Source organism: Flavobacterium luteolum, assembly GCF_027111275.1.
GTDB classification, from domain to species: domain Bacteria; phylum Bacteroidota; class Bacteroidia; order Flavobacteriales; family Flavobacteriaceae; genus Flavobacterium; species Flavobacterium luteolum.
On record NZ_CP114286.1, the window covers coordinates 1,522,283 to 1,537,912 of the forward strand.

Consider the following 15,630-nt stretch of genomic DNA (forward strand, 5'->3'; position numbering starts at 1 on the left):
AATTGATAATTAACAATTGATAATTAAAAATAATATTTTAACATACTAAGATAAAGAAAAGAAGAATATTTTAGAAAGTTTCCTCCCCCGATTTTCATCGGGGGAAAAGGGTGTACATAAGCTTACGGATTATTAGTACTACTCGACTATGACATTACTGCCTTTACATCTGTAGCCTATCAACGTGGTCATCTTCCACGATCCTTAAAAGAAATCTCATCTTGTGGTGGGTTTCGCGCTTATATGCTTTCAGCGCTTATCCCTTCCCAACGTAGCTACTCTGCGGTGCCCCTGGCGGGACAACAGATACACTAGAGGTTAGTCCAATTCGGTCCTCTCGTACTAGAATCAGATCCACTCAAATTTCTAACGCCCGCAGTAGATAGAGACCGAACTGTCTCACGACGTTCTGAACCCAGCTCGCGTGCCACTTTAATGGGCGAACAGCCCAACCCTTGGGACCTTCTCCAGCCCCAGGATGTGACGAGCCGACATCGAGGTGCCAAACCCCCCCGTCGATATGAGCTCTTGGGGGAGATCAGCCTGTTATCCCCGGCGTACCTTTTATCCTTTGAGCGATGGCCCTTCCATGCGGAACCACCGGATCACTATGCTCTACTTTCGTACCTGATCGACCTGTATGTCTCTCAGTCAAGCTCCCTTATGCCATTGCACTCTACGCACGGTTACCAAGCGTACTGAGGGAACCTTTAGAAGCCTCCGTTACTCTTTTGGAGGCGACCACCCCAGTCAAACTACCCACCAAGCACTGTCCCCCGCAGCACGGGGTTAGGCCTCAGATAAACAAAGGGTTGTATTTCAACAATGACTCCACAGCGCCTGGCGACGCCACTTCACAGTCTCCAACCTATCCTACACATCATTTATCCAAGGTCAATACTAAGCTATAGTAAAGGTGCACAGGGTCTTTTCGTCCCACTGCGGGTAAACGGCATCTTCACCGTTACTACAATTTCACCGAGCTCATGGCTGAGACAGTGTCCAGATCGTTACACCATTCGTGCAGGTCGGAACTTACCCGACAAGGAATTTCGCTACCTTAGGACCGTTATAGTTACGGCCGCCGTTTACTGGGGCTTCAATTCAATGCTTCTCCGAAGATAACATCTCCTCTTAACCTTCCAGCACCGGGCAGGTGTCAGGCCCTATACTTCATCTTACGATTTTGCAGAGCCCTGTGTTTTTGATAAACAGTCGCCTGGACCTCTTCACTGCGGCCCCGATTGCTCGGGGCGACCTTTCTCCCGAAGTTACAGGTCTATTTTGCCTAATTCCTTAGCCATGAATCTCTCGAGCACCTTAGGATTCTCTCCTCAACTACCTGTGTCGGTTTACGGTACTGGTTCTTACTGCCTGAAGTTTAGAGGTTTTTCTTGGAAGCCCTTAGGCGCACTATCTCTTTGTCCGAAGACTCCGAGTACTATCGCATTTCACCAAGATCTCCGGATTTGCCTAGAGACCCTATAGCTAGGTGCTTTAACGAACTATTCCGTCAGTTCGCGGCGCTTTCATCACTCCGTCACCCCATCACAGCAATAAGAAGTACGGGAATATTAACCCGTTGGCCATCGACTGTCCCTTTCGGGTTCGCCTTAGGTCCAGACTAACCCACAGCTGATTAGCATAGCTGTGGAAACCTTAGTTTTTCGGTGTGCGGGTTTCTCGCCCGCATTATCGTTACTTATGCCTACATTTTCTTTTCTGACCGGTCCAGCACCCCTTACGAGATACCTTCAGCCCTGTCAGAATGCTCCCCTACCACTTGCACATACATGCAAATCCATAGCTTCGGTAATATGCTTATGCCCGATTATTATCCATGCTCGTCCGCTCGACTAGTGAGCTGTTACGCACTCTTTAAATGAATGGCTGCTTCCAAGCCAACATCCTAGCTGTCTGGGCAGACAAACCTCGTTCTTTCAACTTAGCATATATTTGGGGACCTTAGCTGATGGTCTGGGTTCTTTCCCTCTCGGACTTGGACCTTAGCACCCAAGCCCTCACTGCTATCAATCATTATACAGCATTCGGAGTTTGTCAGGAATTGGTAGGCGGTGAAGCCCCCGCATCCAATCAGTAGCTCTACCTCTGTATAACTAAAATAACGCTGCACCTAAATGCATTTCGGGGAGTACGAGCTATTTCCGAGTTTGATTGGCCTTTCACCCCTACCCACAGGTCATCCGAAGACTTTTCAACGTCAACCGGTTCGGTCCTCCACTGTGTGTTACCACAGCTTCAACCTGCCCATGGGTAGATCACACGGTTTCGCGTCTAACACTACTGACTAAAGCGCCCTATTCAGACTCGCTTTCGCTGCGGATCCATGGCTTAACCACTTATCCTTGCCAGCAGCGTTAACTCGTAGGCTCATTATGCAAAAGGCACGCCGTCACCCCACGAAAGGGCTCCGACCGCTTGTAGGCGTATGGTTTCAGGATCTATTTCACTCCGTTATTCACGGTTCTTTTCACCTTTCCCTCACGGTACTGGTTCACTATCGGTCTCTCAGGAGTATTTAGCCTTAGCGGATGGTCCCGCCAAATTCAGACAGGGTTTCACGTGCCCCGCCCTACTCAGGATACCGCTATCCTTTACATTCATTACTTATACGAGGCTATCACTCTCTATGGCCCTGCTTTCCAGCAGATTCTAATTCTTCATGCAAGAAATGTCGCGGTCCTACAACCCCAGCAATGCCGTAACAATGCTGGTTTGGGCTAATCCGCGTTCGCTCGCCACTACTTACGGAATCACTTTTGTTTTCTTCTCCTCCGCCTACTTAGATGTTTCAGTTCAGCGGGTTTGCCCACCTATCGGTGTGCTATATCTTCAATATAGCGGGTTGCCCCATTCGGATATCTGCGGATCAATCTGTGTGTGCCAGTCCCCGCAGCTTTTCGCAGCTTATCACGTCCTTCATCGCCTCTGAGAGCCTAGGCATTCCCCATACGCCCTTATTTTGCTTATTGTACCAAATCATAATTTAATATGATCCGTTTTTTTTTGTTTTTCACAATAGAATTGTAAAAAACGCTTTCTACTTTCTTATTATTTTCTTATCTCAATATGTCAATGAACTTTTATCCTTTCGGACCAGTGGAGAATAACGGAGTCGAACCGTTGACCTCCTGCGTGCAAGGCAGGCGCTCTAGCCAGCTGAGCTAATCCCCCATTTTTTAGTGATGAGTTATTAGTTATGAGTTATGAATTATTTCTCATAAGGCCTCAACCTCTAAAATTTCCTTTTTTAAGTCAAATAGTAGTCCCGGGCAGACTCGAACTGCCGACCCCTACATTATCAGTGTAGTACTCTAACCAGCTGAGCTACGAGACTCTGTTTTACTTAAGTTTTATCATTTTTTTAAATTAACAGCAAGAGCAATACAATCTTCAATCCCAAACCTTTAGTCAGGCATCTTATTTCCCAAGCGTGCTTTTCAGCTAACGCTTTGGGCTCTAGAAAGGAGGTGTTCCAGCCGCACCTTCCGGTACGGCTACCTTGTTACGACTTAGCCCTAGTTACCAGTTTTACCCTAGGCAGCTCCTTGCGGTCACCGACTTCAGGCACCCCCAGCTTCCATGGCTTGACGGGCGGTGTGTACAAGGCCCGGGAACGTATTCACCGGATCATGGCTGATATCCGATTACTAGCGATTCCAGCTTCACGGAGTCGAGTTGCAGACTCCGATCCGAACTGTGACCGGCTTTATAGATTCGCTCCCCCTCGCGAGGTGGCTGCTCTCTGTACCGGCCATTGTAGCACGTGTGTAGCCCAAGGCGTAAGGGCCGTGATGATTTGACGTCATCCCCACCTTCCTCACAGTTTGCACTGGCAGTCTTGTTAGAGTTCCCGACACTACTCGCTGGCAACTAACAACAGGGGTTGCGCTCGTTATAGGACTTAACCTGACACCTCACGGCACGAGCTGACGACAACCATGCAGCACCTTGTAAACTGTCTTGCGAAAGATCTGTTTCCAAATCGGTCAGTCTGCATTTAAGCCTTGGTAAGGTTCCTCGCGTATCATCGAATTAAACCACATGCTCCACCGCTTGTGCGGGCCCCCGTCAATTCCTTTGAGTTTCATTCTTGCGAACGTACTCCCCAGGTGGGATACTTATCACTTTCGCTTAGCCACTGAGATTGCTCCCAACAGCTAGTATCCATCGTTTACGGCGTGGACTACCAGGGTATCTAATCCTGTTCGCTACCCACGCTTTCGTCCATCAGCGTCAATCCACTGGTAGCAACCTGCCTTCGCAATTGGTATTCCATGTAATCTCTAAGCATTTCACCGCTACACTACATATTCTAGTTGCTTCCCAGTAATTCAAGTCCAGCAGTATCAATGGCCGTTCCACCGTTGAGCGATGGGCTTTCACCACTGACTTACCAGACCGCCTACGGACCCTTTAAACCCAATGATTCCGGATAACGCTTGGATCCTCCGTATTACCGCGGCTGCTGGCACGGAGTTAGCCGATCCTTATTCTTACGGTACCGTCAAGCTCCTTCACGAAGGAGTGTTTCTTCCCGTACAAAAGCAGTTTACAATCCATAGGACCGTCATCCTGCACGCGGCATGGCTGGTTCAGGCTTGCGCCCATTGACCAATATTCCTCACTGCTGCCTCCCGTAGGAGTCTGGTCCGTGTCTCAGTACCAGTGTGGGGGATCTCCCTCTCAGGACCCCTACCCATCGTTGCCTTGGTAAGCCGTTACCTTACCAACTAGCTAATGGGACGCATGCTCATCTTTCACCGTTGTGACTTTAATTACAGGATGATGCCATCCCGTAATGCTATGAGGTATTAATCCAAATTTCTCTGGGCTATCCCTCTGTGAAAGGCAGATTGCATACGCGTTACGCACCCGTGCGCCGGTCTCAAGCACCGAAGTGCCCTACCCCTCGACTTGCATGTGTTAAGCCTGCCGCTAGCGTTCATCCTGAGCCAGGATCAAACTCTTCATCGTATATTTTAATATTATTATTCGATGCTATTCCTATCGGTTCTTTTTCGAATCTCACGATCCTACTGCTCTTATTCTTCTGTCTCGTTTTAAACGAGACGGCTGTCAATTCACTATGTCTACGAACGTAATTTCTCTGTCTTTCGCTTATCTCTCAAAGCGGGTGCAAAACTAAAACTTCTTTTTGTTTCCTGCAAGAAAAACTTGAAAAATTTTTAAAGCTTTTTTTTGCCTCATTTTCCCAATTCTTCTTCCAATCTTTCAAAGAGCTTTCCGTGTTTTGCGGGGTGCAAATGTAAAAAGCATTTCCGAATCTCGCAAGCTTTTCCGGATCTTTTTTTCTGGAAATTTCTTTCCCTTAAATCCTTCTTTCCTGCCAGTATTTCGAAGAGCGCCTTTCGCTGTTGCGGGTGCAAAAGTAGAACCTTTTTCCGCTTTTCCAATACTTTTATGCGTCTTTTTTCCATCTTTTTTGCCCTTTTTTCCTAACAGTCTGATAACAGCTTCTTTACAGGCGAAACTTTTTTATAATTGAGTAAGCTTTTTCTTATTTAGTATCTTGAACCCATATTTTATCCGCTTTTGAAGACGCCGTTTCTACAGAGTTTTCTGTTTTTCAGACCAGATTCAAAAAAGGAATTAGCATCTAAAGGCGCCTTTTTTTTCAGTTCATATTATAATCGAAATTAAAAAACTCCTACTTCCCTAGCTATTAAAAAAGATCAAGACAAGCAATCATAAACAGATTTTAATAAAGTAATACTAAACCCCCTTTATTCATTCTCCATTCAAAACTAAATTTAGAATTCAAAAGACCTCTAATCATTTCAGACACACAATATATTTTTTTTTCAAACATATATATATATAAACTCCAAAAGATCTTTAAAAATTAATCTTGACTATCGGCACCCAAATCCCAATCTAACATTCTCCTCTCTCGCTTCAACCTTATTAGAAATCTAGGAGCCAAAAAAGATTTGAAAACCCACGCTATATAGAACTTTTGATTCCAAACTTCTATAAAAAATATCTATACTAATTAAAAGAATGGCCAAACGGAATAAATCGAGCAAGCAAACATGTCAATTCCACCATACACACTCATGCAGGGACTAAGCGAATTTGGTATAAGCAGCCGTTTAGCAGAATGGGGCATTAAAAACACATTTCATGAAATCACTATCCCAACTCTCATGATTGACGCAAATATGACACAATGGATCCAAAAACAATGGAAGAACAAAGCAATCAAAAAAGGGACATTATCTATATCGCCCAGCCATCTGATTATGTAGGACGATCAGAAAATCTAAATTTCCAAAACAGCCAAAAAACAGAAAACCCTATCCGTTTTGGATAGGGTTTTCAAAAGAAAGGCGACGACATACTCTCCCACAATGATGCAGTACCATCTGCGCAGGCGGGCTTAACTTCTCTGTTCGGGATGGGAAGAGGTGAGCCCCGCCGCAATAACCACCTTAAGAAGTTACAATTGCTTTGGGCAATCTTTTCAATTAATAATTGATAATTAACAATTGATAATTAAAAATAATATTTTAACATACTGAGATAAAGAAAAGAAGAATATTTTAGAAAGTTTCCTCCCCCGATTTTCATCGGGGGAAAAGGGTGTACATAAGCTTACGGATTATTAGTACTACTCGACTATGACATTACTGCCTTTACATCTGTAGCCTATCAACGTGGTCATCTTCCACGATCCTTAAAAGAAATCTCATCTTGTGGTGGGTTTCGCGCTTATATGCTTTCAGCGCTTATCCCTTCCCAACGTAGCTACTCTGCGGTGCCCCTGGCGGGACAACAGATACACTAGAGGTTAGTCCAATTCGGTCCTCTCGTACTAGAATCAGATCCACTCAAATTTCTAACGCCCGCAGTAGATAGAGACCGAACTGTCTCACGACGTTCTGAACCCAGCTCGCGTGCCACTTTAATGGGCGAACAGCCCAACCCTTGGGACCTTCTCCAGCCCCAGGATGTGACGAGCCGACATCGAGGTGCCAAACCCCCCCGTCGATATGAGCTCTTGGGGGAGATCAGCCTGTTATCCCCGGCGTACCTTTTATCCTTTGAGCGATGGCCCTTCCATGCGGAACCACCGGATCACTATGCTCTACTTTCGTACCTGATCGACCTGTATGTCTCTCAGTCAAGCTCCCTTATGCCATTGCACTCTACGCACGGTTACCAAGCGTACTGAGGGAACCTTTAGAAGCCTCCGTTACTCTTTTGGAGGCGACCACCCCAGTCAAACTACCCACCAAGCACTGTCCCCCGCAGCACGGGGTTAGGCCTCAGATAAACAAAGGGTTGTATTTCAACAATGACTCCACAGCGCCTGGCGACGCCACTTCACAGTCTCCAACCTATCCTACACATCATTTATCCAAGGTCAATACTAAGCTATAGTAAAGGTGCACAGGGTCTTTTCGTCCCACTGCGGGTAAACGGCATCTTCACCGTTACTACAATTTCACCGAGCTCATGGCTGAGACAGTGTCCAGATCGTTACACCATTCGTGCAGGTCGGAACTTACCCGACAAGGAATTTCGCTACCTTAGGACCGTTATAGTTACGGCCGCCGTTTACTGGGGCTTCAATTCAATGCTTCTCCGAAGATAACATCTCCTCTTAACCTTCCAGCACCGGGCAGGTGTCAGGCCCTATACTTCATCTTACGATTTTGCAGAGCCCTGTGTTTTTGATAAACAGTCGCCTGGACCTCTTCACTGCGGCCCCGATTGCTCGGGGCGACCTTTCTCCCGAAGTTACAGGTCTATTTTGCCTAATTCCTTAGCCATGAATCTCTCGAGCACCTTAGGATTCTCTCCTCAACTACCTGTGTCGGTTTACGGTACTGGTTCTTACTGCCTGAAGTTTAGAGGTTTTTCTTGGAAGCCCTTAGGCGCACTATCTCTTTGTCCGAAGACTCCGAGTACTATCGCATTTCACCAAGATCTCCGGATTTGCCTAGAGACCCTATAGCTAGGTGCTTTAACGAACTATTCCGTCAGTTCGCGGCGCTTTCATCACTCCGTCACCCCATCACAGCAATAAGAAGTACGGGAATATTAACCCGTTGGCCATCGACTGTCCCTTTCGGGTTCGCCTTAGGTCCAGACTAACCCACAGCTGATTAGCATAGCTGTGGAAACCTTAGTTTTTCGGTGTGCGGGTTTCTCGCCCGCATTATCGTTACTTATGCCTACATTTTCTTTTCTGACCGGTCCAGCACCCCTTACGAGATACCTTCAGCCCTGTCAGAATGCTCCCCTACCACTTGCACATACATGCAAATCCATAGCTTCGGTAATATGCTTATGCCCGATTATTATCCATGCTCGTCCGCTCGACTAGTGAGCTGTTACGCACTCTTTAAATGAATGGCTGCTTCCAAGCCAACATCCTAGCTGTCTGGGCAGACAAACCTCGTTCTTTCAACTTAGCATATATTTGGGGACCTTAGCTGATGGTCTGGGTTCTTTCCCTCTCGGACTTGGACCTTAGCACCCAAGCCCTCACTGCTATCAATCATTATACAGCATTCGGAGTTTGTCAGGAATTGGTAGGCGGTGAAGCCCCCGCATCCAATCAGTAGCTCTACCTCTGTATAACTAAAATAACGCTGCACCTAAATGCATTTCGGGGAGTACGAGCTATTTCCGAGTTTGATTGGCCTTTCACCCCTACCCACAGGTCATCCGAAGACTTTTCAACGTCAACCGGTTCGGTCCTCCACTGTGTGTTACCACAGCTTCAACCTGCCCATGGGTAGATCACACGGTTTCGCGTCTAACACTACTGACTAAAGCGCCCTATTCAGACTCGCTTTCGCTGCGGATCCATGGCTTAACCACTTATCCTTGCCAGCAGCGTTAACTCGTAGGCTCATTATGCAAAAGGCACGCCGTCACCCCACGAAAGGGCTCCGACCGCTTGTAGGCGTATGGTTTCAGGATCTATTTCACTCCGTTATTCACGGTTCTTTTCACCTTTCCCTCACGGTACTGGTTCACTATCGGTCTCTCAGGAGTATTTAGCCTTAGCGGATGGTCCCGCCAAATTCAGACAGGGTTTCACGTGCCCCGCCCTACTCAGGATACCGCTATCCTTTACATTCATTACTTATACGAGGCTATCACTCTCTATGGCCCTGCTTTCCAGCAGATTCTAATTCTTCATGCAAGAAATGTCGCGGTCCTACAACCCCAGCAATGCCGTAACAATGCTGGTTTGGGCTAATCCGCGTTCGCTCGCCACTACTTACGGAATCACTTTTGTTTTCTTCTCCTCCGCCTACTTAGATGTTTCAGTTCAGCGGGTTTGCCCACCTATCGGTGTGCTATATCTTCAATATAGCGGGTTGCCCCATTCGGATATCTGCGGATCAATCTGTGTGTGCCAGTCCCCGCAGCTTTTCGCAGCTTATCACGTCCTTCATCGCCTCTGAGAGCCTAGGCATTCCCCATACGCCCTTATTTTGCTTATTGTACCAATCATAAAATTAATTATGACCGTTTTTTTTTGTTTTTTACAATAGAATTGTAAAAAACGCTTTCTACTTTCTTATTATTTTCTTATCTCAATATGTCAATGAACTTTTATCCTTTCGGACCAGTGGAGAATAACGGAGTCGAACCGTTGACCTCCTGCGTGCAAGGCAGGCGCTCTAGCCAGCTGAGCTAATCCCCCATTTTTTAGTGATGAGTTATTAGTTATGAGTTATGAATTATTTCTCATAAGGCCTCAACCTCTAAAATTTCCTTTTTTAAGTCAAATAGTAGTCCCGGGCAGACTCGAACTGCCGACCCCTACATTATCAGTGTAGTACTCTAACCAGCTGAGCTACGAGACTCTGTTTTACTTAAGTTTTATCATTTTTTTAAATTAACAGCAAGAGCAATACAATCTTCAATCCCAAACCTTTAGTCAGGCATCTTATTTCCCAAGCGTGCTTTTCAGCTAACGCTTTGGGCTCTAGAAAGGAGGTGTTCCAGCCGCACCTTCCGGTACGGCTACCTTGTTACGACTTAGCCCTAGTTACCAGTTTTACCCTAGGCAGCTCCTTGCGGTCACCGACTTCAGGCACCCCCAGCTTCCATGGCTTGACGGGCGGTGTGTACAAGGCCCGGGAACGTATTCACCGGATCATGGCTGATATCCGATTACTAGCGATTCCAGCTTCACGGAGTCGAGTTGCAGACTCCGATCCGAACTGTGACCGGCTTTATAGATTCGCTCCCCCTCGCGAGGTGGCTGCTCTCTGTACCGGCCATTGTAGCACGTGTGTAGCCCAAGGCGTAAGGGCCGTGATGATTTGACGTCATCCCCACCTTCCTCACAGTTTGCACTGGCAGTCTTGTTAGAGTTCCCGACATGACTCGCTGGCAACTAACAACAGGGGTTGCGCTCGTTATAGGACTTAACCTGACACCTCACGGCACGAGCTGACGACAACCATGCAGCACCTTGTAAACTGTCTTGCGAAAGATCTGTTTCCAAATCGGTCAGTCTGCATTTAAGCCTTGGTAAGGTTCCTCGCGTATCATCGAATTAAACCACATGCTCCACCGCTTGTGCGGGCCCCCGTCAATTCCTTTGAGTTTCATTCTTGCGAACGTACTCCCCAGGTGGGATACTTATCACTTTCGCTTAGCCACTGAGATTGCTCCCAACAGCTAGTATCCATCGTTTACGGCGTGGACTACCAGGGTATCTAATCCTGTTCGCTACCCACGCTTTCGTCCATCAGCGTCAATCCACTGGTAGCAACCTGCCTTCGCAATTGGTATTCCATGTAATCTCTAAGCATTTCACCGCTACACTACATATTCTAGTTGCTTCCCAGTAATTCAAGTCCAGCAGTATCAATGGCCGTTCCACCGTTGAGCGATGGGCTTTCACCACTGACTTACCAGACCGCCTACGGACCCTTTAAACCCAATGATTCCGGATAACGCTTGGATCCTCCGTATTACCGCGGCTGCTGGCACGGAGTTAGCCGATCCTTATTCTTACGGTACCGTCAAGCTCCTTCACGAAGGAGTGTTTCTTCCCGTACAAAAGCAGTTTACAATCCATAGGACCGTCATCCTGCACGCGGCATGGCTGGTTCAGGCTTGCGCCCATTGACCAATATTCCTCACTGCTGCCTCCCGTAGGAGTCTGGTCCGTGTCTCAGTACCAGTGTGGGGGATCTCCCTCTCAGGACCCCTACCCATCGTTGCCTTGGTAAGCCGTTACCTTACCAACTAGCTAATGGGACGCATGCTCATCTTTCACCGTTGTGACTTTAATTACAGGATGATGCCATCCCGTAATGCTATGAGGTATTAATCCAAATTTCTCTGGGCTATCCCTCTGTGAAAGGCAGATTGCATACGCGTTACGCACCCGTGCGCCGGTCTCAAGCACCGAAGTGCCCTACCCCTCGACTTGCATGTGTTAAGCCTGCCGCTAGCGTTCATCCTGAGCCAGGATCAAACTCTTCATCGTATATTTTAATATTATTATTCGATGCTATTCCTATCGGTTCTTTTTCGAATCTCACGATCCTACTGCTCTTATTCTTCTGTCTCGTTTTAAACGAGACGGCTGTCAATTCAATATGTCTACGAACGTAATTTCTCTGTCTTTCGCTTATCTCTCAAAGCGGGTGCAAAACTAAAACTTCTTTTTGTTTCCTGCAAGAAAAACTTGAAAAATTTTTGAAGCTTTTTTTTGCCTCATTTTCTCAATTCTTCTCCCAATCTCTCAATGAACTTTCCGTGTTTTGCGGGGTGCAAATGTAAAAAGCATTTTCTAATCTCGCAAGCTTTTCCGGATCTTTTTTTTCTGAAAATTTCTTTCCCTTAAATCCTTCTTTCCTGCCAGTATTTCGAAGAGCGCCTTTCGCTGTTGCGGGTGCAAAAGTAGAACCTTTTTCCGCTTTTCCAATACTTTTATGCGTCTTTTTTCCATCTTTTTTTGCCTTTTTTCTTAACACTCTGATAACAGCTTCTTTACAGACGGAACTTTTTTACACCAGAGTAAGATTTTACTGATTATTTTGTGATTTTCATATTCTACGCGAAGTTTTCCTCGTACATATTACAGAGTTTTCAGGCTTCAGCTCTGTTTTTATATGATTTTTCAATCTTTAAAACTCCTCTTTCTCCGAAAGCCTCTTTATGAAAACAGGTTTAATTAGCCCCGATAGGATTGAAAATCCTTTTGTGCCGGGGTTCGGCACAAAAGATTGCAACGGATAGCGGGATTAAGCTCCTGAAAAATCATAATATTCAAATCACACTTATATATATGCATAAAAAAACAAACCCGACTGCTTCTCAAAAACTGTCGGGTTAAATATTAGGATTTTACTTTTTACTTAGTCAAAGCGAATTGCTTTTACTGGAGATATTTTGGTTATTATATAAGATGGGATTAACAATACTAAAAAACAAACTCCAATAGTTAGCAAGTTTAACAGCAGTATATAAATCCAATTTAGATATACTGGAGCTTGGTTTACATAATAGTTTTCAGGGTTTAGCTGAATTACTCCAAACTGCTGCTGAATTAACAGAATTGAAATCCCGATCAAATTCCCCCAGAAAAGTCCTCGAAGAATTAAGTAGAAGGCATTATATAAAAATATCTTACGAACCGACCAGTTATTTGCTCCCATTGATTTTAGAATTCCAATCATTTGGGTTCTTTCTAAAATAAGAACTAAGAGCGCTACTATCATATTAATAGTAGCAACCATTATCATAACTCCTAAAATGATTATGATATTAAAATCAAACAACTGAAGCCAGTCAAAAATATAACTGTATTTCTCTATAATTGTTTTCGTATCCAGGTTAGACGAAGTTGCTTCGTACACTTTATTCCCAACTGCTTTAATTTCGCCAAAGTCATTGACAAATATCTCAAATGCGCCAACTTGATCTTCGTTCCATTTATTGATTCTTTGGATGTGTCGAATATCGCCAATAATATATGTAGCATCAAAATCTTGAAAACCGGAATTAAATATTCCAGCAATTTTAAATCGTCGGCTGTTTGGAAGTTTTCCTTGTTCCTCTTTTATAAAAAAGGTGTTGAATTGATCTCCAATTTTTAAGTTCAAACGATCCGCAAGAAACCTTGAAATAATAACATCTTCGTTTAGTGTTTTTGTGAAATCAGGAAGTTTACCTTCTACAATATATTCTTTAATATTATTCCAATCGTAATCGGATCCTACTCCTTTAAATATAATTCCTTCAAACGCATTTTCTGTTCTTATAATTCCCGCTTTACTTGCCACTGCTTGAATATGGCTTACTTCTGGAACGGATTTAAACTTAGGATAGAAATCTTGTTTTTTCGAAATTGGGACTGTCGTAACTTCCGAATTGTTATTGTCATAATTCGAAATTATAATCTGACCGTTGAAAGCCGAAACTTTGTCACGGATTTTTTTCTGCAAACCTATTCCAGTTGCTACAGAAACAATCATCATAATTATTCCGATTGCAATTGCAGAAATAGCAATTTTTATAATGGGTGCCGAAATACTGCTCTTATAATCTTTTGCAGTGATAAGTCTTTTGGCTATAAAATATTCTAAATTCAAATTATAAGTCTTCTTTGGGTTGTTTAATTATTCCTTTCTCAAAAATACATTTTAAAAAGAGAAATTGAGATATTCTTGCAAACAATTGCCAATTTTCATTTATAGTGGCAATTTCTTTTTCATTTCTTCTACTATATTATATGCTGCTGGACAAATTTCGACATTCTTTAAAGTTAAGTTCGAAATCTGGTAAAATTTGTTTCGATCTGTATGAGGAAACTCTCGACAGGCTTTTGGACGAACATCGTAAATCATACAATAGTTTTCATTATCCAAAAACGTACAAGGAACACTTTTCAAAACATAATCTTTATCTTCATCAATTCTTAAATACTGATCTATGAATTGCTGTGGCTTTTGCCTAAAATGTTTTGAAATTCGTTCGATGTCCGCCAAAGTAAATAATGGCCCTGTTGTTTTACAGCAATTAGCACACTTCAAACAATCCGTTCTTTTAAATTCTGCATCGTGCAAATCTTGCATAATGTAATCTAAATTTTTAGGCTGTTTCTTTTTAAGCTTATCGAAATACTTTTTATTTTCGTTATGCTTATCTTTGGCTAACTTACTTAAGTTATTTAAAATCTGTTTCAAGTTTAAAATTTAAAGTTGATGTGCAAAATTAAGCAACTTTGAACTTGAAACCTTAAACTTTAAACTAAAACATGAAAGATCTTTTTGGAAAAGCAATATTTGATTTTTACACCAAAAATTCACCTAAAGACATCATTACTGAAACTTCAATTTCTGAAGAAGATGAAATGAGCGTTGAATATCTTTTCCGAACTTATAATGAAATGCCAAAAATTGAACAGAAAGCACTTCAATTGGCTAAAGGAAAAATATTAGACGTTGGTTGTGGAGCAGGAAGCCACGCTTTATCCCTTCAAAACGAACGCAATCTAGAAGTAAGCGCTATTGATATTTCAGAAAAAGCAATTGAAACCTGTCTTCTTAGAGGAATTAAAAACGCTAAAGTTGAAAATATATTAGATTTTGAAGGGGCAAAATTTGACACAATCCTACTTTTAATGAACGGAACAGGTATTTTTGGTAAATTAAAAAACTGCAATTCTTACTTAACTAAATTAAAATCGCTTCTAAATCCAGGAGGGCAAATTTTAATTGATAGCTCTGATATCATTTATATGTTTGATGAAGATGAAGACGGTGGCAAATGGATTCCGTCTGAAAATGACTATTATGGTGAACTTGTTTTTAATATTAGCTATAAAGGAGAAAAAGAAGAATCTTTTGATTGGTTATATTTGGATTATAATACGCTTCAAAATGCGGCAATTGCCAATGGTCTAAATTGCGAACTTATTCTTGAAGGCGAACATTATGACTATTTAGCTAGACTTTCCATTTAAAACAAACTAAAAAACAATGAACGAACTAGATTTAGAAAAATTAAAGTATCCTATTGGAAAGTTTATCAATCCAGAAAAAATTTCAGCAGAATATCTTTCTGAGAAAATTAAAGAAATTGAAACTCTTCCTGAAAGATTAGCAAAAGAAACTATTCACTTAACTGACGAACAATTAGACACACCATATCGTCCTGATGGTTGGACCGTTAGACAAGTCATTCATCATTGCGCCGAAAGTCACATGAATTGTTACATTCGAATTAAATGGGCTCTAACAGAAAGCAATCCCGTTATTAAAGCTTATGACGAAGTTCTTTGGTCTGAATTAAATGACAATTTAACAATGCCCATTCAGCCGACCCTAGATTTATTAAAGGGACTTCATTTTCGATTGGGGTACATTATGAGAAATTTATCTGAATCTGATTTAGAAAAGACTTTTATACATCCTTCAGATAATTCGGAAAACAAACTCAAAAAAATTATCGGAATGTATGCTTGGCATGGAAACCATCATTTGGCACACATTATTACTTTGAAAAAGCATAAAAACTGGAAGTAATCTAATGCTTATTATTATAGAAATTATATCCAAAACAAAAAATCTCTTCGCTTGAAGAGATTTTTTGTTT

The 15,630-nt window shown here is 43.2% G+C and carries 6 protein-coding genes, 4 tRNA genes and 5 rRNA genes; 3 read left to right on the forward strand and 12 right to left on the reverse strand.

Features of this window, described 5'->3' with window-relative positions:
* Window positions 1-112: 112 nt before the first annotated feature.
* The 5 genes from OZP10_RS06515 to OZP10_RS06535 form a co-directional block, all read right to left on the reverse strand.
* Window positions 113-2,993, reverse strand: a 23S ribosomal RNA gene (locus OZP10_RS06515).
* 128 nt (window positions 2,994-3,121) lie between these two features.
* Window positions 3,122-3,195, reverse strand: a tRNA-Ala gene (locus OZP10_RS06520).
* An 89-nt stretch (window positions 3,196-3,284) separates the two neighbouring features.
* Window positions 3,285-3,358, reverse strand: a tRNA-Ile gene (locus OZP10_RS06525).
* A 126-nt stretch (window positions 3,359-3,484) separates the two neighbouring features.
* Window positions 3,485-4,998 (reverse strand): 16S ribosomal RNA (locus OZP10_RS06530).
* A 230-nt stretch (window positions 4,999-5,228) separates the two neighbouring features.
* Window positions 5,229-5,462 (reverse strand): hypothetical protein, encoded by a 234-nt coding sequence (locus OZP10_RS06535; protein WP_281631418.1) that lies wholly within the window; start codon window positions 5,460-5,462, stop codon window positions 5,229-5,231.
* 752 nt (window positions 5,463-6,214) lie between these two features.
* Between OZP10_RS06535 and OZP10_RS06540 the strand changes: the two genes are divergently transcribed.
* The gene (locus OZP10_RS06540) at window positions 6,215-6,358 is read left to right on the forward strand and encodes a hypothetical protein (RefSeq protein WP_281633981.1); all 144 of its coding nucleotides are present in this window, start codon (window positions 6,215-6,217) and stop codon (window positions 6,356-6,358) included.
* 11 nt (window positions 6,359-6,369) lie between these two features.
* Here OZP10_RS06540 and rrf read toward each other — a convergent pair.
* The 7 genes from rrf to OZP10_RS06575 all read right to left on the reverse strand — a co-directional run bounded on the left by rrf (window position 6,370) and on the right by OZP10_RS06575 (window position 14,219).
* Window positions 6,370-6,479: ribosomal RNA gene (gene rrf, locus OZP10_RS06545) — 5S ribosomal RNA — on the reverse strand.
* A 150-nt stretch (window positions 6,480-6,629) separates the two neighbouring features.
* Window positions 6,630-9,510 (reverse strand): 23S ribosomal RNA (locus tag OZP10_RS06550).
* Window positions 9,511-9,638: 128 nt separating this feature from the next.
* Window positions 9,639-9,712 (reverse strand) — tRNA-Ala (locus tag OZP10_RS06555).
* Between the two features lie 89 nt (window positions 9,713-9,801).
* A tRNA-Ile gene (locus OZP10_RS06560) sits at window positions 9,802-9,875 on the reverse strand.
* A 126-nt stretch (window positions 9,876-10,001) separates the two neighbouring features.
* Window positions 10,002-11,515 (reverse strand): 16S ribosomal RNA (locus tag OZP10_RS06565).
* The 16S, 23S and 5S rRNA genes sit together here with 4 tRNA genes alongside, the layout of an rRNA operon.
* Before the next feature lie 874 nt (window positions 11,516-12,389).
* Window positions 12,390-13,625, reverse strand: coding sequence for an ABC transporter permease (locus OZP10_RS06570; RefSeq protein ID WP_281633982.1), 1,236 nt, complete (start codon window positions 13,623-13,625; stop codon window positions 12,390-12,392).
* Window positions 13,626-13,724: 99 nt separating this feature from the next.
* Window positions 13,725-14,219 carry a YkgJ family cysteine cluster protein gene (locus OZP10_RS06575; protein ID WP_281633983.1) on the reverse strand — a complete coding sequence of 165 codons (495 nt, stop codon included), beginning with the start codon at window positions 14,217-14,219 and terminating at the stop codon, window positions 13,725-13,727.
* 71 nt (window positions 14,220-14,290) lie between these two features.
* Between OZP10_RS06575 and OZP10_RS06580 the strand changes: the two genes are divergently transcribed.
* Both OZP10_RS06580 and OZP10_RS06585 read left to right on the forward strand, forming a co-directional pair.
* Window positions 14,291-14,998: a class I SAM-dependent methyltransferase gene (locus OZP10_RS06580; protein WP_281633984.1), complete on the forward strand. Its 708-nt coding sequence runs from the start codon at window positions 14,291-14,293 to the stop codon at window positions 14,996-14,998.
* A 16-nt stretch (window positions 14,999-15,014) separates the two neighbouring features.
* On the forward strand, window positions 15,015-15,560 hold the full coding sequence (locus OZP10_RS06585; RefSeq protein WP_281633985.1) for a YfiT family bacillithiol transferase: 546 nt from the start codon (window positions 15,015-15,017) through the stop codon (window positions 15,558-15,560).
* The last annotated feature ends 70 nt before the right edge of the window (window positions 15,561-15,630 follow it).